The sequence below is a fragment of the Citrobacter sp. A316 genome, from assembly GCF_002042945.1.
In the GTDB taxonomy this organism is placed as follows: Bacteria; Pseudomonadota; Gammaproteobacteria; order Enterobacterales; family Enterobacteriaceae; genus Citrobacter; species Citrobacter portucalensis.
In genome coordinates, this window is the sequence record NZ_MVFZ01000005.1 from 81,282 (window position 1) to 105,882 (window position 24,601).

Sequence of the window (24,601 nt, forward strand, 5' to 3'; positions counted from 1 at the left end):
TATAGGAAACGCATGATTTTGCGTGAAAATAAAAAAGGCGGTCCTGAAACCGCCTTTTGTTATCGTCCTGCAATCATAAATCTGGAGGATTTTTTCCTTCTTCCATAAAGGCTTCGTCGATTCCTTCCACGTTACCTTCATGGTCACGCCCGGAAAACAGGTTCCAGCAGGTTATGAAAAGTGCAGCAATCAGGGGGCCAATCACAAAGCCGTTAATGCCGTAGATCTCCATGCCACCGAGAGTGGTAATCAAAATCAGATAATCTGGCATTTTGGTGTCTTTACCTACCAGCAGCGGGCGCAAGATATTGTCCACCAGCCCAACGATAATCACGAAGAAGCCAACGATAAACAGCCCTTGCCATAGCTGGTGGGTGGCGAACAGGAAAATTGCTGCTGGTACCCAGACGATCGCTGAACCGACGGCGGGCACGAGGGAGAGAAACGCCATCAACGCGCCCCACAGAACGCTGCCGTCGATATCTACAATCGCAAACGCAATGCCGCCAAGAATCCCCTGAACCAATGCTACAACTGCCGTGCCCTTGACGGTTGCCCGTGTTACGCCGACGAACTTGGCAAACAGGTGCTGTTTGGCAAAATCAGAAAGCGGTAATGAGTCCAGAATCTGGCGCACCAGATACGGTCCATCCTTCAGTAAGAAAAACAGCAGATACAGCATGATGCCAAAGCTGATAGCAAAGCCGAATGTGCCTTTCCCGATCAGGAATGCGCTGCCAGCAAGATACTGCCCACCTTGCAGTACGACATCTGACAATTTTTTCTGGATCTGCGCGACATCATCCAGATTGTGTTCTGCCAGAAACCCTCTGACCCAGTCAGGAAGATACGAAAGAACAGAAGTGACAACTTCCGGGAACTGCGTGTCATTCTGTTGCAGTTTGGTGTACACCACATTCAGTTCAATGGCCAGCGATGACAGAATTACCATCAGCGGGATAAAGACAATCAGACAGATAATGACGATGGTAATCAACGATGCCAGCCCGTTGCGTTCGCCAAGCGCGCTACGCAGTCGGTTTTTTACCGGGTTAAAGATAGTCGTTAATATCGCGGCCCACAAAATGGCGGAAAAGTAGGGGGACAGCACATCGAAGAATGCCCAGGTCACGAGGGCAAGTATGAAAATGAAGAAACCTTTAGTCAGTCCGTTAAATCGCATTAGTGAACCCTGTAATGAGAAGCAGTCCCGACTATAGAACCGTTCAGGAGAATTACCAACTTTAGCTGTAGATAGTCGCTTATTTTGGCTAATACGATGACTTGCTGAAGATAAAACTAACGAATGTCCACGGTATTAATGTGACTTTCGAATGACAGCAACCTTTAGATTTTAAGTGCAGCAAGGATGACGGTTTCTATTTTTTCTGGAGTAGTGAAGGGGGCAAAACGTTTAAGCGGTTTGCCGTCGCGCCCAATCAGAAATTTAGTGAAGTTCCACTTGATTCGCCCACCCAGCATGCCGGGTAATTCATCTTTCAGGTAACGAAAAATTGGGTGTGTACCGGCGCCGTTAACCTCCACTTTCTCAAACATTGGAAAACTCACACCGTAGTTGACGTGGCAGGTCTGCGAGATTTCGTCGGCTCCACCGGGTTCCTGCTTACCGAACTGGTTGCAGGGGAAACCAAGCACCACCAGGCCCTGTGAGGCGTATTTCTTATAGAGCACCTCAAGGCCCGCGTATTGCGGTGTGAAACCACAATGACTGGCTGTATTAACCACCAGTACCAGCTTACCTGCATAGTCGTCCATTGAGATAATCTGACCACTCAGACTGGTGGCAGTAAGCTGATAAAAAGTGGTCATTTTTGGAACCTCAGGTCAGGAAAAGTTTGACGTCGACATTGCTACTCAGCGTGCTGCTCACAGTAAAAGCCTGGTGAAAGCCTTCATGGCATCGTTCTTTTGTTGTTTAATCGTGTAACCTGGCCGTTTCTGATTTCCTCATTGACACAAGATTGAGGTTTACCAAACAGATATCCTTGTGCGAAATCGCAGCCCAGTGCCTGAAGTCTCTCCAGTTGCTCATGCGTTTCAACACCTTCTGCAACAGCCTTCATATTAAGGGATTTCGCCATGCCGGTGATCAGTTTGATGATATTAAGGGCGTCTTCCTGTGTGGATATTGAATGCACAAAGGACTTGTCTATTTTAATTTTATCGAAGGCAAGCCTGCTTAGGCGCGAAAGAGAAGAATAGCCGGTACCAAAATCATCGATGGAGATTTTTACGCCCAGAGCTCTGAGCTTATTAAGCGTATTCATCGGCGTCGTACTCTCAGTAAAGAGAGAGGACTCTGTTACTTCCAGTTCAAGACGATCGGCTGGGAGTCCTGTTTCTTTCAGAATAGACAGTACGATGCCGGCAAAGGCTTTGCTGCTTAGCTGGACAGGAGAGACATTGACGGAAATTTTAGCAGGAATCGCCCAACAAGCCGCTTCCCGGCAGGCAATTTCAAGCACCGCTTTCCCCATCTCATTAATCATTCCGGTTTTTTCAGCAACAGGAATAAAGTTATCCGGCGACAGGAGGCCCTTTAGAGGGTGGCGCCAGCGAATAAGGGCTTCGTAGCTATAAATTTCCTGGCTGAAAGAATCGACAATCGGCTGGTAATACACCACGAATTCTTTGTTCACTATTGCCAATGCCATATCATGCTCAAGCGTTCTGCTTTCTTGTAGCTTTTCTAACATTCGTTGCCGGAAGACTTTTATCTTCCCAGAGCCTTCATTTTTAGCTTCATAAAGGGCCAGATCGGCAAATTTATAAAGATAGTCGGAGCGGCGTTCTGTTTCCGAGATAACAATGCCAACACAGGTGGTTATGTTGATAATCGTGTTATAGATAGTGTAGGGCTGGCTGATAAATTCACATATTTTCTGGGCCCGCGAAACGGCGTGACTTTCTGTCAGGCCACTTGAGAGAAACGCAAATTCATCGCCACCCAGGCGATACAGCGTATCCGAAGTACGGCTCATTGAAACCAGTCGGTCTGATATCTGGCGTAGCAACATATCTCCTGCATCATGACCATACGTATCATTTACCTCTTTGAATCGATCTAAATCAAACAACATCACAGTCACAGAATCGTGATTTTTTTCAGCTGTCTCAATTGTTTTATTTAAATCGCTCCAGAATAGCTGACGGTTATTCATCTCGGTAAGAGAGTCATGGTAAACGTCATATTCCAGTTTAGCATTCTGCATTTGCAGTTTTTCTTTAGATTTCTGCAGTTCTTCGGCAAGACTCTTGACCTGCAGGTGCGCCCGCAGAATATTTCTGTTTTGATAGAAAATGAGCACACCCAGAATCGCACTCAGTATTATCAGCAGCACAGAGGTTGCAGAATAAATATAGTACAGCGTTTGAATTTTTTGGTTGGCGTTATTGATCGAGTTAACATCCTTGTTTAACGCACCAGATGAAAGACGACCCAGTGGCGCATCCAGAGTATGCATTTTTTTCAGATAAGTCTGGAGTGCTGAACGGTTCATTTTCTCTAGATTAACATCCAGAAAGCTAAGGGTATTTTCAAGTTTTACCGCCAGCTCGCGGTGGGCTATATTGCTTTCTATGTAACGCCCAAGGTCACCTTCTTTTATTAAATCACTCTGGCTAAGCATAATGTCGAGGCGCATGCGTACATCATCGAGATTCATCGTATCATCGATAGTGTAAAGGCCAAGCAACGATTCAAATCGGTAATATTGTGATACCAGCTGAGCAGCAGACCAGGAATCGGTGTAGTGAGTCAGTTTCTGTAACTCTTGTTGCCGTTCATGCACGAGGAAAGATATATACCCGGTAGATATAAAAAGAAAAAAGATGATGCCAGCCAGTATTCTGTTCATGATGTTCCTCTGAACGCTTACTCAATATCCATACTACTGACCTGCCATGCAGACCTTGAATAATAAATCTGATTATTCAGTTCCGGCATGCTGTCATAGGGGTACACAATGAATAACGGGCCTTTGTCACGGATGCGCATATATTTTCCGTTGATTTTTAACGCAAGGATAGCATTGTATTTTTTGAAATCACTGAGAGGGATAACGGTGGTGTAGTCATTGAGCGCAGTGACCTTAACAATAGAACCGTTCGCCCCAACATAATCCATGAGCTTTTGTAGCGGAATACCCGTAAAGGTAGTGCGTCCATTATACCAGGGAGAGGTGGTCTGGAAACTGACCATGCCCAGTTTCTCAAGGCTGGCGGTATCAAAAACGGCTTTCCCGTCTGCATTTGTATTTTCAATATTACCCGACAGCGTTAAGAGTACTTTACCGGTAGGCGCGGAAAGTTCACCCGCCCAGAGCTGGAAGGAGAGCATAAAGCTTACTAACATGACGATTAACCGCATTCTTACCTCACCAATCAGCTGGATGTAAAAGAATTATAATTTAGATATCACGCTATTTATATATATTGCATAGGTATTGTTGGTGCAATAAATTCAATGATTTTTTAATTCTTTCAAATCAGTGAGTTAGTTGTTGTTTTTTCGACTGTGATGCATTAACAATTCTGGTAGTATTATTTGAGTAAAGCTAAATTTCACTATCTATGTACAAAAATAAATCATCTATTTACTCAGCGCCAATAAATACGCACGAAAATAAAGGTTTATTTTTTCACTGTCGCTGGATTTGGTTGTTTACTGGTGGATAACTATATTGGGCACGAAGCCGCCCTTAGTATGGCGGGAGCGCTTCGTGTCGGTAATCAAGAACAGACATTCTATACGCGGCAAGTGCGGTCTATCTGAATCCGTTTATTCACCCGCCTGAACTGACTGACGGGCATACAGATAAGCAGTCGCCCTGGAAACGCCCAGATGCTGCGCTACTGTGTCCATAGATTTGCGTACGTTCAGTAAACCGTCCTGGCGTAATTGTTGAATCAGCAGCTTACGGTCTTGAGGTTTAAGGGCCCTGGCCGTCGTCGCGCGTTTAGCGGCAAAGTCATCAATACGCTGGCGTATGACTTCATTGCTGCCGGGATCGATATGTTCCTTAATGGGGGAATTTTCGGTTTCAGTAAAACGCGCAAGAGTACTCTGCATACCACGAAACAGCGTCATATCGACATTCAGGCAAAGTGCTGCTACGTATTTGCCTTCTTCGTCCTTGATACCAATTGAGGTACTTTTCACCGGGCGACCATCGGCAAACTGATTACTGTAGTTCGCAATGATGCTGGGAAAGTCAGGTGATGCGATTCTCGCCAGGCCAAGCTCGGTTGCTGGCTGACCGGGTTGACGTCCGGAAAGATTATTATGGATGGACAAAATGGCATGTTCAGGATTTTTGAGGTCATGAACCACCACTTCGCAAAACGGAGAGAAGGTCTCACTCAATCCCCTGGCGATAGTATCAATTTGGCTGAGAAGCGAGTTATTGTCGGTTTTTGGCATGCCAGTCTCCTGCGGTGATGCCTGTTGCCATGATTGCGAGCAGTTTACAGTGACCTGGGATCATTTTTCCAGACAGGAGTGTACAGACAGTAACAGTAGGGTATCTGCATGCAGATACCCTGTTTATCATCCGGCCAGAAATTCACTGTAGCGACTGATATCCACGTTTCCGCCGCTGATTATAATGCCGATTTTCTTGCCGCGAAGTTCAGCTTTGCACGCTCTGGCGGCAGCAAAACCCAGACACCCGGTCGGCTCAACGACAATTTTCATACGTTCAGCGATAAATTTCATTGAGGCGACTAATTCATCGTCTGAGACAGTCAGAATATCGTTCACGTTTTGCTGAATAATCGGAAATGTAATATTTCCGAGATGTTGAGTCTGAGCACCGTCAGCGATGGTTTTGGGCGTATCGATATGAACTATTTTTCCGCTGCGGAACGACTGTTGACCATCGTTACCCGCCTCAGGTTCGACACCATAGATGATGCAGTCGGGAGACAGATGTCTGGCCGCCAGAGAGGATCCTGAGAGCAGGCCACCACCGCCCAGACACACGAAAAGGGCGTCTAACTGACCCACTTCTTCAATCAGCTCTTTTGTGGCGGTGCCCTGGCCTGCAATCACGTGCGGATGGTCGTAAGGGGGGATCAGCGTTAATCCCTGTTTCTCTGCCAGGTCCCGACCAATTTTTTCACGATCTTCAGTATAGCGATCGTAAGTTACCACCTTTCCGCCATAGCCTTTCGTCGCCGCGACTTTGGCTGCCGGGGCATCATGCGGCATGATAATCGTCGCCGGAATCCCCAATAATTTTGCCGACAGGGCAATGGCCTGCGCATGGTTACCGGAAGAAAACGTCACGACGCCCGCAGCGCGTTGTTGTGGTGTGAACTGGCGTAGCGCATTCATAGCGCCGCGAAATTTGAAGGCGCCCATTCTCTGAAAGTTTTCGCACTTGAAGAAAACTTCCGCGCCAAATTCTTCATTAACCGTTCGGGATGTCATTACCGGCGTTTTGTTAGCATAATCTGCGATGCGCTCTGCCGCAGCGGCAACATCGTTATAATCAGGCAGTATTGTTTCAGTCATTGTTGTTCACCCGTATGTTGTTAAACGTCACGCTTGTGGGGCCAACGCAATAGCTTCAACTTCCAGCGCAAAACCATAATGAAGTTCCGCAACACCTGCTACTGCACGGGATGGACGAAAATCACCGATCCATTCCCCATAGATTTTGTTAAACGTCGGCCACTGGTTCATATCCGTCACATAGACGCGAACTGACACCAGATGCTGACGGGAAACTCCAGCACCCGCCAGACAAGCATCAATATTCTTGAGTACCAGCCGGGTTTGATCTTCAAAAGAGGCATCCGCTTTTTTCTCGCCGTCGAAAGTGACCGGCAACTGCCCGGAAATGAAGACGAAGCCGCCAGCCGTTGTACTGTGCGAGTAATGACCTGCTGGCGGGAAGCTTCCGGCAGATGAGTTCAGTGTAATGTCCGCGGACATAATAAACCTCCTGTGGCTGATGATTCATTTTGTATAAAATAATACTGTTTGTATTATTTTATACGCCTTTATGCCACTTCCGGCTAGAGATAGTTTTCGCGAGTGATGATTTTGTGAACTATTGCAAACCTGGCACACGCTATAGCGCAATCGCGAGGCGACGAAAGAGGGGATCGCTTTTGATGAGGGGAAAGCAGGGGAAGAGAAGAAACGCCCCGGACGGGGCGTCTAAGGCAAACGATTAGCCGATATGACCGTGGTTAATTTTACTTAACGGTTCATTGATATCGAAGATTTTGAACGTTACTTCTTCCACACCCAGATGCTTCAGGCGGGCGGTATGCTTTTTGATATAGGCCTGCGCGGTGTCGTCGTCCTGGAACAGGTATATGCCACCCGCTTCGTGGTTTGCTTCGTTCTCGGTCCAGATTTTCCAGATGAACCCCGGCTCCTGGTTGATTGATTCAGCCAGTTCAACGAGCTGATTCGACATCTCAGCCCCAAACGGACCATGAAAATCAAAGTGTATCTGCACGAGTTTGTTCGACATAAATCCTCCATGGATTGGTTATTGCGGGTAAGGCTGCTAGCGCAGCAGCACTTTACCGGTCAGATAAGTTATCGCCTGGCCACTGATATAAACACGCGTTCCTGCTACCTGACAGCGTAAATCCCCGCCGCGTTCAGAGACCTGGCGCGCCAGCATCTGTGTTTTATTCAGTTTTGCAGCCCAGTAAGGGATCAGCATGCTATGTGCCGAGCCTGTGACCGGGTCTTCCGCGACGGCTTCACCCGGGCAGAAGAAACGGCTGACAAAATCGTATTCCCCGTCACCCGGCGCGGTGATGCACACCATTTTCCCCAGCGGAAGCATGGCGTGGATGTTCGGGCGTACAGCCTCAACCTGCTGTTGATTTTCCAGCACCACCATGTAATCGCGTGCCACGCGCACCTCTTTGTATTCGGTGATGCCTAATGTTTCCAGCAGTAAAGCAGGTGGCACGACAGATTCGCTTTGCCAGGCCGGAAAATCAAGCGTCAGCCATTCACCGCTGCGCGTGACCGTCAGCGGTCCCACAAAGCGGGTAGCAAATTGGATTTTCGTTTCCGGGTAATTCAGATGTTCAAAGATGACATGCGCGGCGGCAAGCGTGGCATGTCCACAAAGATTGATTTCTCCCTGAGTGGTAAACCAACGCAGCTCAAAACCATTCTCATCGTCGACAAAAAAAGCGGTTTCTGACTGGTTATGCTGCTGCGCCATCTTTAATAAAGTTTCATCGGGCAACCAGTCCGTGAGCGGACAGACTGCTGCGGCATTACCGCTAAACGTCGTGGTGGTAAAGGCATCCACCATGTAAAAATCGATTTGTTGCACAGAGTAACCCTCTCATCGCACTCAGGATAAATCACACTCTACCATGCCAGTCATTGTGTCAGCGCTCCGATTCGCCACTGCGATGAAAATTCGTTATCATCCGTGCCCACACTTCATTCTGGCCGCCTGATGTCTACGATCCTCGATACCTTTATTGCCCCGCCTTGCCATGACGAGATTGAGACCCTCTATCAGGACGAGCATCTGGTGCTCATCAATAAACCCAGCGGACTGCTTAGCTTGTCGGGGAAAAATCCGCAGAATCTCGATTCGGTACATCACCGCCTGGTACAGATTTACCCTGGCTGCACGCTGGTACATCGGCTTGATTTCGGCACTTCTGGGCTGATGGTGGTCGCTCGTAACAAGGCTATCAACGCCGCACTTTGCCAGCAGTTCAGCCAGCGTACGGTCACTAAGGTGTACAGCGCGCTGTTATGCGGGCATCTGGAAAACGACGAAGGGGTTATCGATGCAGCGATTGCTAAAGACCCGGCGCTGTTTCCATTGATGTCGATTTGTGCTCTCAACGGCAAACCCGCACGCTCGCGCTATCAGGTTGTCGAGCGTTTTTATCATCGTCAGGAAGAGGGTGCGTTGCTCCCCTTGACGCGGGTGCAACTGACGCCTGCAACCGGGCGTACCCATCAACTACGGATCCACTGTCAGCAGTTAGGACATCCCATTTTAGGGTGTGATTTGTATGGCGGGCGTTTGCTGCCAGGCACTGAACAAACGCCACGGCTGATGCTGCATGCTAGTGAATTGCATTTCAGGCACCCCATCAGCCAGGAATGGATGGATGCCCAAAACGCCAGCCCGTTCTGAGGATGTAAAAAAGCCGCCAGACGGCGGCTATTATGGGGTTATCGCGCAGCGCGTTGTAAAATAACCGATGATGGCTGGCGTTGTAGAAACCGCATCCGCAGCATCATCAGTATCGCCGCAGAGGTCAGGCCGATAATAAAGCCCATCCAGAATCCCGCCGGTCCCATCCGGTCAACTACCAGATCGGTAAGCGCCAGAATATAACCGCTCGGCAGACCCAACACCCAGTATGCCGTAAAGGTAATAAAGAAAATGGAACGCGTATCTTTATAACCACGCAGGATCCCGCTGCCAATAACCTGGATAGAGTCCGATATTTGATACACCGCGGCCAGTAACATGAGCTGCGCGGCCAGAGCGACAACTTCCGGGTTGTTGTTGTAGAGCAGGGCAATGTGCTCGCGGAATGTCACGGTGAAAATCGCCGTTACGACCGCCATGCAAACACCGACACCCAGACCTGTTCTGGCTGCGGTTTGCGCATCCAGCGTGGAACCCTGGCCCAGTCGATAACCGACACGAATGGTGACGGCGGCAGCCAGAGACATTGGCAGGACGAACATTAACGAACTGAAGTTCAGTGCGATCTGGTGTCCGGCTACGTCGACAATCCCCAGCGGGGAAACCAGCAGCGCGACCACTGCAAACAGCGTTACTTCGAAAAATAACGCCAGCGCGATAGGTAAACCCAGCTGTACCAGACGCTTCATTACTGCAGTGTCAGGTTTCTGGAAACCACGCTCATTACGGATATCGCGCATCGAACGCGCGCGTTTGACGTAAGAAAGCATGGCGATAAACATCACCCAATAAACCGCTGCTGTTGCCACACCACAACCCACGCCGCCCAGTTCTGGCATGCCTAAATGTCCATAAATGAAAACGTAGTTAACCGGAATGTTCACCAGCAGGCCGAGAAATCCCATCACCATCGCCGGTTTAGTCTTGGCTAATCCTTCGCACTGGTTACGGGCCACCTGGAAGAACAGATAACCCGGTGCGCCCCACAGCAGGGCACGCAGGTAACCAACGGCTTTATCTGCCAGCGCTGGGTCAATGTTATGCATGGAGCGAATAATGTACCCCGCGTTCCATAGCACAACCATAATCAGAACAGAGACGCTGCCCGCCAGCCAGAATCCCTGACGTATTTGATGGGCGATACGGTCGCGGCGTCCGGAACCATTGAGTTGCGCAATTACTGGGGTCAACGCCAGTAGCAGTCCATGACCAAACAGAATGGCCGGTAGCCAGATGGACGTACCAATGGCGACGGCCGCCATATCCGTCGCGCTGTATCCGCCCGCCATAACGGTATCGACGAATCCCATTGCTGTTTGGGCGATTTGCGCAAGAATCACCGGAATTGCCAGAGCTAATAACTGACGCGCTTCACTTACATACTTTTGCACGTGTACACCACTATATTGTTGTTATTTGAGAGACTAAAAAAGCCGCCTTATATGGCAGCAAGGAGAAAAAGCAGGGGAAATTTCAGTCTATTGTAGCGAGGAATCCGTAATTCTCCAGTGAAAAAACAGGCGCTGGTGGCGCATTGCTGGCAACCTGAATTTCCACCTGCTATTGTGCTGTGCAGAGATGTCTTAATTGAGTTCAGGAGTAGGAAGTATGTTTACGGGTATTGTGCAGGGCACCGCAAAATTGGTGTCCATTGATGAAAAACCAAATTTTCGTACGCATGTAGTGGAGTTGCCTGAATATATGCTGGATGCGCTGGAGACCGGCGCATCGGTTGCCCACAATGGGTGCTGCCTGACGGTCACCGAAATTAACGGTAACCAGATAAGCTTCGATCTGATGAAAGAAACGCTGCGTATCACCAACCTGGGCGATCTGAAGGTCGGAGATTTGGTTAACGTTGAGCGTGCGGCAAAATTCAGTGATGAGATTGGCGGGCATTTAATGTCGGGCCATATTATGACCACTGCCGAAGTGTCGAAAATTCTGACCTCGGAGAATAACCGTCAGGTGTGGTTTAAAGTCCAGGATCCGTCGCTGATGAAATATATCCTGTACAAAGGATTTATTGGTATTGACGGTATCAGTCTGACAGTCGGTGAAGTGACGCCAACACGTTTCTGTGTGCATTTGATCCCGGAAACGCTGGAGCGTACGACGCTTGGCAAGAAAAAGCTGGGCGCACGGGTTAATATCGAAATCGATCCCCAAACGCAGGCGGTGGTTGATACCGTTGAGCGTGTACTGGCGGCGCGTGAAAGCGCCATCAGCAACATAACGGGCGAAGCGGGAGCCTAAACCTGAGAGTAAAGCCCCCGTTGCTACGGGGGCGATAACGATTAGCGGGGAACGCGCAGACCGTGTTCAACGCCGCGGGAAAATACCACCTGCCATAGCTGAATGTCGCGAGCACGAAACGCCCCGGCGCAGGCGTTCAGGTAATAGCTGAACATCCGTTTGAAACGTTCGGTATAGTTATCGGCGATTTCTGGCCAGGAGCTCATGAAACGCTCGTGCCATGCCATCAGCGTCGTGTCGTAATCCGCGCCAAAATTATGCCAGTCTTCCATCACGAAATGCGCTTCGCTGGCGTTGGCAATCTGGCGAACTGACGGCAAACACCCGTTTGGGAAGATATACTTATTGATCCACGGGTCAACGTTATTGTCGGTTTTTTTGGAGCCGATGCTATGCAGTAAAAAGAGACCATCCGGTTTTAAATTACGATCGACCACCTCAAAATAGGTGGCGTAGTTTTTCGGCCCTACATGCTCAAACATGCCGACGGAGACAATGCGGTCAAATTTGTCGTTCAGGTCGCGATAATCCTGCAGCAAAATGGTGACATCCAGCCCAGCACAACGTTCCTGTGCCATTTTCTGCTGTTCTGCCGAAATGGTCACACCCACCACGCTTACGCCATATTGCGATGCCATAAACTGGGACAAGCCCCCCCAGCCACAACCAATATCGAGCACCCGCATTCCTGGCTTCAATTGCAATTTTTCAGCAATCATTTTGAGCTTCGCCTGCTGGGCAGCTTCCAGGGTATTGGCATCTTTCCAGTAGGCGCAGGAATACTGCATATAGGGGTCAAGCATGCGGGTAAAGAGATCGTTGCCCAAATCGTAATGTTCTTTGCCGACCATCCACGCACGTTTTTTGGTCTGTAAATTGAACAGGCGAGCCGTGGCGATACGTAGTGTATCTTTAAAGTGGCGGGGGAGTTGGTTTTCAAGACCGGCGCGCAAGACTTTACTAAAAAACATGTCCAGCCGGTCGCATTCCCACCAGCCATCCATATAACTTTCACCCAACCCTAACGATCCTTCCTGCAATACGCGTTTGAAAAAATCGGGGTTCTTTACACGAATATCCGCCGGTGCCGGGCCATTAATGGTAATGCCTGCACGGCTCAATAATTCATTGGTAATGCGGTACCAGTCATCATCCGGTACGCTGACGTCTTCTATACATGATGAACTCATAGCTTCTCCATCACTTGTCGGTGATCAGAACCTTAAAACAGCGTAGACGCTTTTTTGGGCTTTGTGAGAAATCTCACGGAATTAATCCGCGAATCTATAATCCGACGTAGAACAGAGGAAGGGAGAAACCCTTGCCGAAAAGGCCATCCGTGGTAAAACGGGAACGTTCTTGTCCCCGTTAACACATTAAAATTATCTTTTTTTTAACAACCGAAAATCAGTATATGCTTGAATATTTGACGATTCAACCAATAATTGTTAGCGGGCTAACTAATTCCCACTGCCGTTATTAGTGCGACTCTCCGTGGGCAATTTGCGCACGGTCATCTGTTTGCGGGGCGTCAGTTTTCTGTGATTGCATTTTGTATCCCACAGCAGCCAGCAATACTGTTGTCAGCATAACGCTGGTGGTGGTGAGCAGCGGGGTGGCAATCAACCAGGAAACGACAAGGCTTGCCAGGAAGCATAAACCCAGTTGCAGCGTATTCTGCAATGCGGCTGCGCGTCCGGTGGCCTGTGGGAAAGGGCGTAATGCCTGAGCGACAACGATAGGGTAGATTGCGCCGTTCGCAATCGCCATAACGCAGAATGGGATCAGGATTTCAGCCAATGCAACATGATGAATAAAGCCGGTCGCCCAGGTGCCTACAACGCTGAAGGCATACAGAATGAGTAACCAGGGCAGCAGCTGACGACCCTGCCATTTTTGCAGCGCAGCACGACAACCGTAACCACCAATTAAGAAGGCGATAGTTTGCGGAACATAGCTCAGACCAATTACCGCTGGGCTATAACCCATTTCGCTGAGGATGAACGGGGAACCCGTCAGCCATGCGAAAAAGCTCGCGGAACAGGCGGCATAAATCAGCACGTTTCCACGGTAAGTTTTCGAGCGCAGCAAGGTGGCGAAAGTCAGTTTATCCTGGCTGTCATCGCGCGCTTTAAGCGTTGGCTTTAAACGCAGCGCCGGAAGCATCAGAATCAGAGTAATGGCAAACAGAGTGGCAAAAATGGCTTGCCAGGAAAAATGTACCAGGATCCAACTGCCTAATAGCGGGGCGAGTGCAGGGGATAACCCGACCAACGGCATAATGGTGGCAAAGATGCGGTTTACTTTTTGTGAAGGATAATAATCGGTAACCAGCGCTTGCCAGATAACCGATGCCGCACAGACGCCAACGGCCTGAACAAAGCGCAGTACCAGCAGACCAGTGGCGTTTTCAACCCACAGCATGCCCAGACTGCCCAGTGCGAAGATAGATAAACCCAGCAGCAAAATAGGCTTGCGACCATAGTGGTCAGAGAGCGGTCCCCACAGCAGTTGTGCGACGGCAAAACCGGCTAAGAACAAGCTCAGGCTGGCGCTGACGGCAGATGCAGGTGTTTGCAGATCGGACTGAATTGCGGCGAAGGCGGGCAGATACATATCTGTTGCCAGAAAACCGAGCACGCTAAGACCTGCCAGCCAGACTAAAAACCCTTTCCCAGGTTGCATCATCATTTCTCTTTTTTTAGCAGTAGAACAATGCCGCTGAGTGTAGTGAGTGTAATTCTCGCTGTGAAACGCTAATATTTGCTTACTGATTTCAAATTTTTTGCAGGCAGAATATGTGGTCTGAATATTCACTTGAAGTGGTTGATGCGGTTGCGCGTAACGGTAGTTTTAGTTCGGCTGCGCAGGAGTTACACCGTGTACCTTCGGCGGTAAGCTACACTGTGCGCCAACTGGAAGAGTGGCTGGCGGTGCCACTTTTTGAGCGACGCCATCGGGATGTGGAATTAACGCCTGCCGGGGCATGGTTTTTAAAAGAAGGCCGCTCTGTTATCAAAAAAATGCAGATCACGCGCCAGCAATGTCAGCAAATTGCCAACGGCTGGCGCGGACAGTTGGCTATCGCGGTAGATAACATTGTCCGCCCTGAGCGTACCCGACAGATGATCGTGGATTTCTACCGTCACTTTGATGATGTGGAGTTGTTAGTTTTTCAGGAAGTGTTTAACGGCGTGTGGGATGCACTGTCTGATGGACGCGTGGAACTGGCCATCGGTGCCACACAGGCCATTCCGGTCGGGGGGCGTTATACCTTCCGCGATATGGGAATGCTGAGCTGGAGCTGCGTGGTAGCCAGCCATCATCCACTGGCGTCAATGCCTGGGCCGCTAAGTGATGACACGTTGCGCAACTGGCCGTCACTGGTGCGCGAAGATACCTCCCGAACATTGCCGAAGCGTATTACCTGGCTGCTGGATAACCAAAAGCGCGTCGTCGTGCCGGACTGGGAATCTTCAGCGACCTGTTTGTCCGCGGGATTGTGCGTGGGCATGGTACCGACGCATTTTGCCAAGCCGTGGATCGATAGCGGTAAATGGGTTGCGCTGCAACTGGAGAACCCCTTTCCTGATGCCGCATGCTGTCTGACATGGCAGCAGAACGATACGTCACCGGCATTGAGTTGGTTACTGGACTATTTAGGGGATAGTGAAACGTTGAACAAGGAATGGCTGCGGGAGCCAGATGAGACTCCCGCACAACAGGCTTAACGGCGGTAATCGCGGAACGGACCGTCGGCAACGGAGCGACGCTCAACCAGGCGCGGATGCACCTCGATAGACTGTGACTCTTCACGTTTATTCACGATACGGTCTAACAGCATGTTGAAGGCCGTTTCACCCAGTGAATCCTTCGGCTGGTGAATGGTCGTCAAGGCTGGCGTGAAGAAGCGGGCATTGCGCACGTTGTCGTAGCCGATGAGTGAGACATCCTGCGGTACGCGCAGCCCCATTTCGTCAGCGGCGCACAGCGCACCCATTGCCATAATATCGCCACCGCAGAAGACAGCGGTCGGACGATGCGACTGCGACAGAATTTGCTGCATGGCGCGATAGCCGGATTCAGGCTCGAAATCGCCCTGGACAATCCAGTTTTCAGGCACTTTAATCAGCGCTTCTTCCATCGCTTTCATAAAGCCCGCCAGACGCCCGGCCCCGGTGTTACGTTCCATTGGGCCTGGGATCACGCCAATCTCACGATGACCGCGTTCTACCAGATACCGACCCGCCATGTAACCGCCTTCGAAGGCGTTATCAATGACCGTATCGGTAAAGTCGGCTTTTGCTTCGCCCCAGTCCATGACGACCATCGGGATATGGCGATACTCTTCGAGCATCGAAAGCAGCGACTCCGGATATTCAGAACACATCACCAGCAGACCATCAACGCGCTTTTGCGCCATCATCGACAGATAAGCCTGCTGTTTTTCGAGACTGTTCCATGCGTTACCCAGGATCAAGGTATAGCCTTTCTGGAAACAGTTTTTCTCAACGGCTTCGATAATTTCGGCAAAATATGCCGCTTCGCTGCTGGTCGCCAGCAAGCCGATAGACTTGGTGTGATTCACCTTCAGGCTGCGAGCCACTGCGCTTGGAGAATAGTGCAGTTCTTTGATCGCTGCCCAGACAGCATTACGCGTTTCTTCCGCGACAAAGCGCGTCTTGTTAATTACGTGTGATACGGTTGTAGTGGAAACGTTTGCTCGCTTCGCTACATCTTTAATTGTTGCCATTACATCTCACTCCAGACCATATCCTAAGCTCCTGAGAATACTCCAGGTAAACGTTTGCCTTTACACACCCTTATCGCAACGTAAGGGTTGCGGCACGCCGGGAAAACGACACGGAACGTCAGGAAGGGGTCAATGGCCGGTACGCTAATCAAGTAAGCGTGGAATTTTGTCTGATCTTAACGAAAAGGGGAAGAGTTAAAAGCAGTTATCAATATAAATCGTGAGAGATTTTTGCTTTCAAGTGTGTAAAAATGCGCAATATCACTTTTTGTGTGGGAATAAAAAGGAGAAAACTTGATGAGCACCGATCTGAAATTTTCGTTAGTGACTACCATTATTGTTCTGGGTTTGATCGTCGCGGGTGGTCTGACCGCAGCGCTGCATTGATTCCCCCGAGGGAGTTAGCTCTCCCTCATCTCTTTGACTCGTCTTCTCCCCTCTATTGTTTGCGAATAAGCAAAAGTCTTTTGCAGTTTTGTTAACTTTATTAATTTTGCGATCAATGTCATGCTTTTGACTCTTACTTTATGTCGTGCCACGGCTCGACGATACGGAGTCGAAATATGAAAATCAATTACCCTTTACTGGCGCTGGCAATCGGGGCGTTTGGTATTGGCACCACCGAGTTTTCGCCAATGGGGCTGTTGCCCGTCATTGCCAAAGGTGTGGACGTCTCGATTCCGGCGGCCGGCATGCTGATCAGCGCTTATGCGGTAGGTGTGATGGTAGGTGCACCGCTGATGACATTGCTGCTGTCTCATCGTGCGCGACGTAATGCTTTGATATTCCTGATGGCGATTTTCACGCTGGGTAATGTGCTTTCGGCTATCTCGCCGGATTACACCACGCTGATGCTATCGCGTATTTTGACCAGTCTTAACCATGGAGCCTTTTTTGGTCTCGGTTCTGTGGTTGCTGCCAGTGTGGTACCCAAACATAAACAGGCCAGCGCCGTGGCAACGATGTTTATGGGGTTAACCATCGCTAATATTGGCGGCGTTCCGGCTGCGACCTGGCTTGGTGAAACCATCGGCTGGCGCATGTCGTTTATGGCCACTGCGGGGCTGGGCGTCATTGCGATGGTTAGCCTGTTCTTCTCATTACCCAAGGGTGGAGCAGGCGAGCGCCCGGATGTCCGCAGCGAGCTGGCGGTGTTGATGCGTCCACAGGTGCTGTCGGCGTTACTGACTACCGTACTGGGTGCTGGGGCGATGTTCACGCTTTATACCTACATTTCGCCGGTTCTGCATACTATCACTCATGCTACGCCGGCATTTGTTACCGGCATGCTGGTGTTGATAGGCGTTGGCTTCTCGATCGGTAACTATTTTGGCGGCAAACTGGCTGACCGTTCAGTCAACGGTACGCTGAAAGGCTTTTTACTGCTGCTGATGGTTATTATGCTGGCCATTCCTTTCCTTGCGCGTAATGAGCTGGGAGCGGCGGTGAGTATGGTGGTCTGGGGCGCGGCGACGTTTGCGGTCGTTCCACCGTTGCAGATGCGTGTGATGCGCGTTGCCAGCGAAGCGCCTGGATTATCATCGTCAGTCAATATTGGTGCGTTTAATCTGGGGAACGCTCTGGGGGCTGCGGCCGGTGGGGCGGTGATATCTGGCGGCCTGGGCTACAGTTTTGTACCGGTGATGGGGGCGATTGTGGCGGGTCTTGCGCTGCTGCTGGTGTTCATTTCCGCAAGAAGACAGCCTGAAGAGGCTTTCACTACCGCGAATTAATGCAAAAACGCAGAAGGAAGTCCTTCTGCGTTATCTTTTTTATGCAGCGAAGTTCTTCGCAACAAATTCCCAGTTCACCAGCGCCCAGAAATGTTCCAGGTAGCCAGGACGGGCATTGCGATAGTCGATGTAGTAGGCGTGTTCCCATACGTCAACGGTCATCAGCGGCGTCGCGTCGGTGGTCAGCGGAGTACCTGCGTTGGAGGTGGAGACGATAGCCAGCTTGCCATCCGTTCCTTTAACCAGCCAGGTCCAGCCAGAACCGAAGTTTTTGATAGCGGCATCGGTGAATTGTGCTTTGAAATCTGCAAAGCTGCCAAAGGAGGCGGCAATTGCATCAGCCAGTTTACCGGTTGGTTCGCCACCTGCGTTCGGTGCCAGGCAGTTCCAGTAGAACGTGTGGTTCCATACTTGTGCTGCGTTATTGAATACACCGCCTTCAGAGCTACGAACGATCTCTTCCAGTGATTTGCCTTCAAACGCCGTGCCTTTAATCAGATTGTTCAGATTGGTCACGTAGGTTTGATGGTGTTTGCCATAGTGATATTCCAGCGTTTCGGCAGAAATGTGCGGTGCCAGAGCATCTTTGGCATACGGTAATGCAGGTAATTCAAACGACATTGCTTCTCTCCTTATTATTTATATTGAGTACACACAATAGCCTCATTGTGAGTAAGGATAGGGTAGCAAATTGAAAGGTTATGCAAAAGAAGAACTTACCCTACAGCATGTTCTGTAGGGTAAGTTTTTAGCGAATTGTTTTTGGCGTCATTACCCGACGAGCGCCCACATAGTGGCGCTGCCAGTAATCTTCGCTCAGAGAGGTGATTTGAATTTCCTGCCCGCTACGCGGTGACTGAATAAACTTACCGTTGCCGACGTAAACGCCGACGTGATCGGCTGTTCCGCGACCCTGGGTACGAAAGAAGACCAGATCGCCATTTTTCAGTTCGCCACGTTCAATTGGTGCGGCATCACGCAGATGATACATTTCGTTCGCGGTACGCGGAATGCGGAACTTCACCAGATCTTTATAGGCGTAATAAACCAGACCGCTGCAGTCAAACCCGGTTCTTGGCGAGGAGCCGCCCCAGCGATAAGGTTTACCGATTTGGTTCATCAGGGTGGACATAGCGGTTTTAGTCGCTTTCTGCACCTTCACTTTATGTGCGTCAGCAAGCGTAGTCGGTGCAGTAGTTTTCACCTTCACGCAGCGTGGTTTATGACCTTTGCGCGGTGTGCATTTTTCAGTCCAGGTCACGGCTGCGGTTTGTGCTGCGGCAGTTTTACCACGGCGATTTGCAGTTTTAGTCGACTTTGCCGGAGTGGCAGTACGTTTTTTGGAAGAGGAAGCGGTTTTGTTGCTGGTTTTGCCGGTGGTTTTTGTCGCCGTTTTCTTGCTGGTCTTTGTTGTTTTTTGGCTGGTTGTTGCGCTTTTCTTTTTATCTACCGTTTTGATGGTGTGAGAATTGGTAGGTGTCGTCCTGGCCTGCTTGGAAGCATGAGCCATAGGCGTAAAGGGCAGTGTAGTAAAAAGTAAAGCACAGAGCGTGATCGAGATTCGGTTTATCCGCGCCACTGAGCAGTCCTCTGGTAAGGCAGGTCTATCGTGCCTGCGTGTGATTTTCAAAACTTGACGATTCTAATCTATAGAAAGAGGGAAAGTTAATAGCTTTTTTTGTTTAAAACTATGTTTCGTAACCGACCGCAAAAAAAAACAGCAATTAACGTTGGAGTTGGTGAGCAGATAATCAAATCCACATGTTTGCAGGGGATAAGTGAGATTGTGAATGCAACTTTTAGCGTCAGGGGATAAAATAATAACGCGTAATGAAAATGTTATTTTCCGTTGCCTGTCTGACCCGTTACAATGTCAGACTACTGCCGTAAAAGAAGTTTAAGGAAGCAAGATAATGAGCACCACTATCGAAAAAATCCAGCGCCAGATCGCTGAAAACCCGATTCTCCTGTACATGAAAGGTTCTCCTAAACTGCCAAGCTGCGGTTTCTCCGCTCAGGCTGTGCAGGCGCTGTCAGCCTGTGGTGAACGCTTTGCTTATGTTGATATTCTGCAGAACCCGGATATTCGCGCCGAACTGCCGAAATACGCAAACTGGCCAACTTTCCCACAGCTGTGGGTCGATGGTGAGCTGGTTGGCGGTTGTGACATTTTGATCGAAATGTACCAGCGCGGTGAGTTGCAGCAGCTGATTAAAGAAACAGCTGCGAAATACAAAACCGAAGAGCCGGACGCTGAGTAATATCAGCAAAAGTAAAAAAGCGACCTGAAATGGTCGCTTTTTTTATGTCGCCGTTACGCTTCTTCGGGTACCGGCAAAGGCCAGCCGCCGAGACGTTTCCAGCGGTTAACGATTTCGCAAAACAGCACGGCCGTACGTTCGGTGTCATACAGCGCCGAGTGCGCCTGATTCCCGTCAAACTCCATTCCCGCCGCCAGGCACGCTTTTGACAACACTGTCTGCCCCAGTGACAGGCCGCTTAATGCTGCTGTATCAAAGGTTACAAATGGATGGAACGGATTACGTTTCAGCGAGGCGCGTTCTGCCGCCGCCATCATAAAACTGTGGTCGAACGTAGCGTTATGCGCCACCATTATCGCCCGATTGCAGCCGCTGTCTTTAATGCCTTTACGCACCATTTTGAAGATAGCATGCAGTGCATCATATTCGCTGACCGCACCGCGTAGCGGATTGTTAGGGTCAATACCGTTAAAGGCGAGCGCTTCCGGTTGCAAATTGGCACCTTCAAACGGCTCTACGTGGAAATGTAACGTCGTGTCCGGCATCAGCCAGCCTTGTTCATCCATTTTCAGTGTGATGGCTGCAATCTCAAGCAGTGCATCGGTTTTGGCATTGAACCCTGCGGTTTCGACATCAATGACGACAGGATAAAAACCACGAAAACGGTCACACAGACCGGAAAGTTGAGCGTTATCGGACATCTGGGTCTCTTAATACGGGAAAATTGCAGCGCGTATTATGGCAAAATGATGAGTATAAAACTATGGGCACAGACGATCTGCGCCCGAGGGGGGAGATTAATCGCCCAGGCCGCGCCCGGCGTCTTTCTCTTCGATCAGCTCAATTTTATAGCCGTCCGGATCTTCAACAAACGCAATCACTGTGGTGCCGCCTTTTACCGGACCTGCCTCACGCGTTACGTTACCGCCATTCTGGCGAATACGTTCACAGGCTTCAGCCGCGTTGTCTACGCTCAGAGCAATATGGCCATAGGCAGTACCCAGATCATACTTGTCGACACCCCAGTTATAGGTCAGTTCGATTACTGCTTCACTGGTTTCAGGACCGTAGCCGACAAAAGCCAGAGAGTACTTATATTCAGGGTTTTCGCTGGTACGCAGCAGCTTCATGCCCAGCACGTTGGTATAAAACTCGATGGAACGCTGCAGGTCACCCACGCGCAGCATGGTATGGAGTAAACGCATTTTTTTCCCCTTCGAAAATGGCTAATACATTCAAAATGTTGTTTTAGTATAGCGGCGTTGTTACGCCGCTATCAATGGCAGAACGGAGATTGTGACGTTAGAGGGTAGGATAGTCGGTGTAACCTTCCGCGCCGCCGCCGTAGAAGCTCTCGGCACGTTGTGGATTCAGTTCCGCTTTGCGTTGCAGACGCGCCACCAGATCCGGGTTAGCAATATAGGCGCGACCAAAAGCAACGGCGTCGATCAGACCTTTCTCGATCAGCGCTTCTGCTTTTTCAGGGGTGTAGGCACCAGCACCAATGATAGGACCGTGGAAGCGCGCGCGAACTTTTTCGCGGAACGCATCGGAATACGGCTCGCCACCGGCCCAGTCCGGCTCAGACATGTGCAGGTAAGCGATACCGCGCTTGCCCAATTGTTCAATCAGATACAGCGCATCGGCTTCTTCGTTCGGACCATTGTCGACGTTCTGGAACGTACCAATTGGGGAGACGCGAATACCAATGCGATCGGCACCCCATTCTTTAATACCAGCATCAACTACTTCCAGCACCAGGCGCGCACGATTTTCGACGCTGCCACCGTATTGATCGGTACGCTGGTTAGACGTTGGCGACAGGAACTGGTGCAGCAGGTAGCCGTGGGCAGAGTGCAGTTCAACCATGTCGAAACCCGCTTCGCGCGCATTGGCTATCGCCTGACGGAAGTCATTAACGATGCCTGGAATCTCTTCGGTTTCCAGCGCACGTGGCATTGAGGTATCGGCACGCGTTGCCAGGCCGTTTTCATCGCGCAGCGAGGTACGGGTTCCAGCGCTAATCGCGGAAGGTGCAACTGGAGCTTGACCGTTTGGCTGCAGACTGGCGTGAGAGATGCGCCCGGTGTGCCACAACTGGACAGCAATATGACCTTGCTCAGCGTGTACGGCAGCGGTGATTTTCTTCCATGCGGCAATTTGTGCTTCGCTGTGTAGGCCGGGTGCTCCGGCATAGCCTTTCGCCTGTGCGGAAATCTGCGTCGCTTCGCTGATGATAAGACCCGCGCTGGCGCGTTGACGGTAATACTCGGCCATCAGCGGAGTAGGGATGTCGCCAGGCTCAATACTGCGCAGACGCGTCAGTGGCGCCATAAATACGCGGTTTGCTGCCGTAATGGCACCCACTTTCAGTGGGGAAAACAGTTTTTCAGATGACATGTGGTACTCCTGAATAGACCGGTCGTCTAGTAACAAAGAAAATAAAAACGCCTGTTAAACGGCAGGCGTTGTGATGATGTGTTTAACGTGCGCCAGCGCATTTTCCAGCGGAGTAGCGCTACGAGAAATCTTGGCCTGCAGGTTGGCGCCAAGCCACAGCGCATACAGTACCTGCGCCTGCTGTAACGGCTCGCCAACAAAGGACAGACAATGGCTGGCCTGACCTTTCTCCAGCGCCTGCGCTAACAGCACAATAATGTGCCGCGCGCCTTTATCCATTGCTGTGCGCATATCTTCTGACAGATCGCACACTTCGGCAGACAGTTTTACAGTTAAACAGCCGCTAATAATGCCGTGCTGGCTAAACTGGTTCAGGGTTTCCTGATAGTAGGCCAGAATACGGTCGCGGTAGTTTCCCGCACCCGTATCAAAGTGCGTAGCCAGTCGCTGATGATAGGCCGCATAGTGGCGTTCCAGCATCGCGACACCGAACGCTTCTTTAGAGCGAAAATAGTGATAAAACGAACCCTTGGGGACTTCAGCGGTTTTGAGTAACTCACTTAAACCCATGCCGGTGAAGCCGCGCTGCATACACAGCAGTTCGCCAGTCGCCAGCAGATGTTCGCGTGTATCGTGTTCAGTGATTTTGTTCATGAAAAGGAGTGTAATAGACCAGTCGGTCTAATGCAATAGCGCTTGCGAGAAATTCAGTTAACGTCTTCAATAGGTATATCAATCTTACTAAAGGAGGGGATGTGGCCGAACAGCTGGAGTTTTTCCCCGTCCAGAGCCCATGCCGTGGAATATGTCAGTCTGACGAACGCGGCTTTTGCCGTGGCTGTTTTCGCAGTCGGGATGAGCGTTTTAACTGGCAAAATATGAGCGATGCCCAAAAGCAGGAAGTGCTGCGGCTTTGTCGTCAGCGCCTGATGCGTAAATTACGAGCAAACAAAGCCAACCCTTCGGAAGAACCGCAACAACCTTCACTCTTTTAAAAGCGTAATTGCGTATACTCGAGGCACATTCACTTAAAAGGAAGCTGCTATGGTTCAGCGTATTACTATTGCGCCGCAAGGCCCGGAATTTTCTCGCTTTGTGATGGGGTACTGGCGCCTGATGGACTGGAATATGTCCGCGCGCCAGCTAGTCAGCTTTATTGAAGAGCATCTGGATCTGGGCGTTACCACCGTCGATCACGCCGATATTTACGGTGGATACCAGTGTGAAGCGGCGTTTGGTGAGGCAATGAAGCTGGCTCCGCATTTGCGTGAAAAAATGCAGATTGTGACCAAATGCGGGATCGCGACGACGGCGCGCGCGGAAAATGCGTTGGGTCACTACATCACCGACAGCGCGCATATTATTGCCAGTGCGGAAGAATCGCTGAAGCTGCTGGCCACCGATCATATTGATCTGCTGCTGATTCACCGTCCCGATCCGCTTATGGATGCTGACGACGTAGCTGATGCGTTTAAAAAATTGCACCACAGCGGCAAAGTGCGTCACTTTGGCGTTTCTAACTTCACCCCGGCACAGTTCTCACTGCTGCAATCACGTCTGCCGTTTACTCTGGCGACCAACCAGGTTGAGATCTCACCGGTACATCAGCCGCTCCTGCTGGATGGTACTTTAGATCAACTGCAACAGTTGCGCATTCACCCGATGGCCTGGTCCTGCCTTGGCGGTGGGCGTCTGTTTAATGACGATGCTTTCCAGCCTTTACGTAATGAGCTTGCCGTAATCGCAGAAGAGTTGAACGCGCAGTCTATTGAACAGGTGGTATACGCCTGGATTTTACGTTTACCGTCTCAGCCGCTGCCGATTATTGGCTCAGGAAAAATAGAGCGCGTACGTGCTGCCATTGAGTCTGAATCGCTGAACATGTCTCGCCAGCAATGGTTCCGCATTCGTAAAGCGGCGCTGGGTTACGACGTACCCTAATCGCGTTTTTGGCGCGTTTCCGTTCAAAATTGTGTCACTGGTTTACACTTAACAATCAGACACCTTTTG

27 protein-coding genes are annotated in these 24,601 nt (G+C 50.2%); 8 read left to right on the forward strand and 19 right to left on the reverse strand.

The window, feature by feature from the left end; translation table 11 throughout:
• Positions 1–73 precede the first annotated feature (73 nt).
• The 9 genes from BZK41_RS07905 to BZK41_RS07945 all read right to left on the reverse strand — a co-directional run bounded on the left by BZK41_RS07905 (position 74) and on the right by BZK41_RS07945 (position 8,339).
• A complete protein-coding gene (locus BZK41_RS07905; RefSeq protein ID WP_079937792.1) occupies positions 74–1,183 on the reverse strand; it encodes an AI-2E family transporter in 1,110 nt (369 codons plus the stop codon).
• Between the two features lie 164 nt (positions 1,184–1,347).
• A complete protein-coding gene (locus BZK41_RS07910; protein WP_079937793.1) occupies positions 1,348–1,830 on the reverse strand; it encodes a glutathione peroxidase in 483 nt (160 codons plus the stop codon).
• An 83-nt stretch (positions 1,831–1,913) separates the two neighbouring features.
• The gene (locus BZK41_RS07915; RefSeq protein ID WP_079937794.1) at positions 1,914–3,878 is read right to left on the reverse strand and encodes a bifunctional diguanylate cyclase/phosphodiesterase; all 1,965 of its coding nucleotides are present in this window, start codon (positions 3,876–3,878) and stop codon (positions 1,914–1,916) included.
• 17 nt (positions 3,879–3,895) lie between these two features.
• On the reverse strand, positions 3,896–4,390 hold the full coding sequence (locus tag BZK41_RS07920; RefSeq protein WP_079937795.1) for a molybdopterin-dependent oxidoreductase: 495 nt from the start codon (positions 4,388–4,390) through the stop codon (positions 3,896–3,898).
• A gap of 411 nt (positions 4,391–4,801) precedes the next feature.
• Complete coding sequence (locus tag BZK41_RS07925) at positions 4,802–5,443, reverse strand: PAS domain-containing protein (protein ID WP_079937796.1); 642 nt, start codon at positions 5,441–5,443, stop codon at positions 4,802–4,804.
• 126 nt (positions 5,444–5,569) lie between these two features.
• Positions 5,570–6,538: a threo-3-hydroxy-L-aspartate ammonia-lyase gene (locus BZK41_RS07930; RefSeq protein ID WP_079937797.1), complete on the reverse strand. Its 969-nt coding sequence runs from the start codon at positions 6,536–6,538 to the stop codon at positions 5,570–5,572.
• Positions 6,539–6,565: 27 nt separating this feature from the next.
• A complete protein-coding gene (locus tag BZK41_RS07935) occupies positions 6,566–6,961 on the reverse strand; it encodes a RidA family protein (protein WP_079937798.1) in 396 nt (131 codons plus the stop codon).
• A 241-nt stretch (positions 6,962–7,202) separates the two neighbouring features.
• On the reverse strand, positions 7,203–7,511 hold the full coding sequence (locus tag BZK41_RS07940; protein ID WP_079937799.1) for a monooxygenase: 309 nt from the start codon (positions 7,509–7,511) through the stop codon (positions 7,203–7,205).
• Between the two features lie 36 nt (positions 7,512–7,547).
• On the reverse strand, positions 7,548–8,339 hold the full coding sequence (locus BZK41_RS07945; RefSeq protein WP_079937800.1) for a PhzF family phenazine biosynthesis protein: 792 nt from the start codon (positions 8,337–8,339) through the stop codon (positions 7,548–7,550).
• A gap of 129 nt (positions 8,340–8,468) precedes the next feature.
• Here BZK41_RS07945 and BZK41_RS07950 point away from each other — a divergent pair, with 129 nt between their 5' ends.
• On the forward strand, positions 8,469–9,167 hold the full coding sequence (locus BZK41_RS07950; RefSeq protein WP_079937801.1) for an RluA family pseudouridine synthase: 699 nt from the start codon (positions 8,469–8,471) through the stop codon (positions 9,165–9,167).
• 38 nt (positions 9,168–9,205) lie between these two features.
• Here the strand turns inward: BZK41_RS07950 and mdtK are convergent, their stop codons facing one another.
• Positions 9,206–10,579, reverse strand: a complete 1,374-nt coding sequence (mdtK, locus tag BZK41_RS07955) for a multidrug efflux MATE transporter MdtK (RefSeq protein ID WP_079937802.1) — start codon at positions 10,577–10,579, stop codon at positions 9,206–9,208.
• A gap of 217 nt (positions 10,580–10,796) precedes the next feature.
• Between mdtK and BZK41_RS07960 the strand changes: the two genes are divergently transcribed.
• Positions 10,797–11,444, forward strand: a complete 648-nt coding sequence (locus tag BZK41_RS07960) for a riboflavin synthase (protein ID WP_003832752.1) — start codon at positions 10,797–10,799, stop codon at positions 11,442–11,444.
• Between the two features lie 41 nt (positions 11,445–11,485).
• Here BZK41_RS07960 and cfa read toward each other — a convergent pair whose 3' ends face one another.
• Both cfa and punC read right to left on the reverse strand, forming a co-directional pair.
• Positions 11,486–12,634: a cyclopropane fatty acyl phospholipid synthase gene (gene cfa, locus BZK41_RS07965; protein WP_079937803.1), complete on the reverse strand. Its 1,149-nt coding sequence runs from the start codon at positions 12,632–12,634 to the stop codon at positions 11,486–11,488.
• Positions 12,635–12,923: 289 nt separating this feature from the next.
• A complete protein-coding gene (punC, locus tag BZK41_RS07970) occupies positions 12,924–14,129 on the reverse strand; it encodes a purine nucleoside transporter PunC (protein WP_079937804.1) in 1,206 nt (401 codons plus the stop codon).
• Positions 14,130–14,242: 113 nt separating this feature from the next.
• On the opposite strand from punC, the gene punR reads away from it, so the two are divergent.
• Entirely contained in the window at positions 14,243–15,175 is a 933-nt protein-coding gene (punR, locus tag BZK41_RS07975) for a DNA-binding transcriptional activator PunR (protein ID WP_079937805.1), read from the forward strand.
• Here punR and purR read toward each other — a convergent pair.
• Complete coding sequence (purR, locus tag BZK41_RS07980) at positions 15,172–16,197, reverse strand: HTH-type transcriptional repressor PurR (protein WP_003832757.1); 1,026 nt, start codon at positions 16,195–16,197, stop codon at positions 15,172–15,174. The two genes, punR and purR, sit on opposite strands and share 4 nt — an antisense overlap.
• A gap of 297 nt (positions 16,198–16,494) precedes the next feature.
• On the opposite strand from purR, the gene cydH reads away from it, so the two are divergent.
• Both cydH and BZK41_RS07990 read left to right on the forward strand, forming a co-directional pair.
• A complete protein-coding gene (gene cydH, locus BZK41_RS26875) occupies positions 16,495–16,584 on the forward strand; it encodes a cytochrome bd-I accessory subunit CydH (protein ID WP_003029209.1) in 90 nt (29 codons plus the stop codon).
• A 176-nt stretch (positions 16,585–16,760) separates the two neighbouring features.
• Entirely contained in the window at positions 16,761–17,930 is a 1,170-nt protein-coding gene (locus tag BZK41_RS07990) for an MFS transporter (protein WP_008784665.1), read from the forward strand.
• Positions 17,931–17,969: 39 nt separating this feature from the next.
• Here BZK41_RS07990 and sodB read toward each other — a convergent pair whose 3' ends face one another.
• Positions 17,970–18,551: a superoxide dismutase [Fe] gene (gene sodB, locus BZK41_RS07995; RefSeq protein ID WP_003029205.1), complete on the reverse strand. Its 582-nt coding sequence runs from the start codon at positions 18,549–18,551 to the stop codon at positions 17,970–17,972.
• A 127-nt stretch (positions 18,552–18,678) separates the two neighbouring features.
• Entirely contained in the window at positions 18,679–19,509 is an 831-nt protein-coding gene (locus BZK41_RS08000) for a C40 family peptidase (RefSeq protein ID WP_079937806.1), read from the reverse strand.
• Between the two features lie 334 nt (positions 19,510–19,843).
• Here BZK41_RS08000 and grxD point away from each other — a divergent pair, with 334 nt between their 5' ends.
• Complete coding sequence (gene grxD / locus BZK41_RS08005; RefSeq protein ID WP_003832760.1) at positions 19,844–20,191, forward strand: monothiol glutaredoxin 4; 348 nt, start codon at positions 19,844–19,846, stop codon at positions 20,189–20,191.
• A 53-nt stretch (positions 20,192–20,244) separates the two neighbouring features.
• Here grxD and rnt read toward each other — a convergent pair whose 3' ends face one another.
• From rnt to BZK41_RS08025, 4 genes are all read right to left on the reverse strand, one after another.
• Complete coding sequence (gene rnt / locus BZK41_RS08010) at positions 20,245–20,892, reverse strand: ribonuclease T (protein WP_003029200.1); 648 nt, start codon at positions 20,890–20,892, stop codon at positions 20,245–20,247.
• A gap of 96 nt (positions 20,893–20,988) precedes the next feature.
• Positions 20,989–21,396: a lactoylglutathione lyase gene (gene gloA / locus BZK41_RS08015; RefSeq protein WP_003832762.1), complete on the reverse strand. Its 408-nt coding sequence runs from the start codon at positions 21,394–21,396 to the stop codon at positions 20,989–20,991.
• A gap of 97 nt (positions 21,397–21,493) precedes the next feature.
• Positions 21,494–22,591 carry an alkene reductase gene (locus BZK41_RS08020; protein ID WP_032943320.1) on the reverse strand — a complete coding sequence of 366 codons (1,098 nt, stop codon included), beginning with the start codon at positions 22,589–22,591 and terminating at the stop codon, positions 21,494–21,496.
• A gap of 54 nt (positions 22,592–22,645) precedes the next feature.
• On the reverse strand, positions 22,646–23,245 hold the full coding sequence (locus tag BZK41_RS08025; protein ID WP_079937807.1) for a TetR/AcrR family transcriptional regulator: 600 nt from the start codon (positions 23,243–23,245) through the stop codon (positions 22,646–22,648).
• 101 nt (positions 23,246–23,346) lie between these two features.
• On the opposite strand from BZK41_RS08025, the gene BZK41_RS08030 reads away from it, so the two are divergent.
• Together BZK41_RS08030 and BZK41_RS08035 are read left to right on the forward strand one after the other, a co-directional pair.
• Complete coding sequence (locus tag BZK41_RS08030; protein ID WP_043016432.1) at positions 23,347–23,586, forward strand: DUF1289 domain-containing protein; 240 nt, start codon at positions 23,347–23,349, stop codon at positions 23,584–23,586.
• A gap of 49 nt (positions 23,587–23,635) precedes the next feature.
• Positions 23,636–24,532: an aldo/keto reductase family oxidoreductase gene (locus tag BZK41_RS08035; protein ID WP_079937808.1), complete on the forward strand. Its 897-nt coding sequence runs from the start codon at positions 23,636–23,638 to the stop codon at positions 24,530–24,532.
• Positions 24,533–24,601 lie beyond the last annotated feature (69 nt).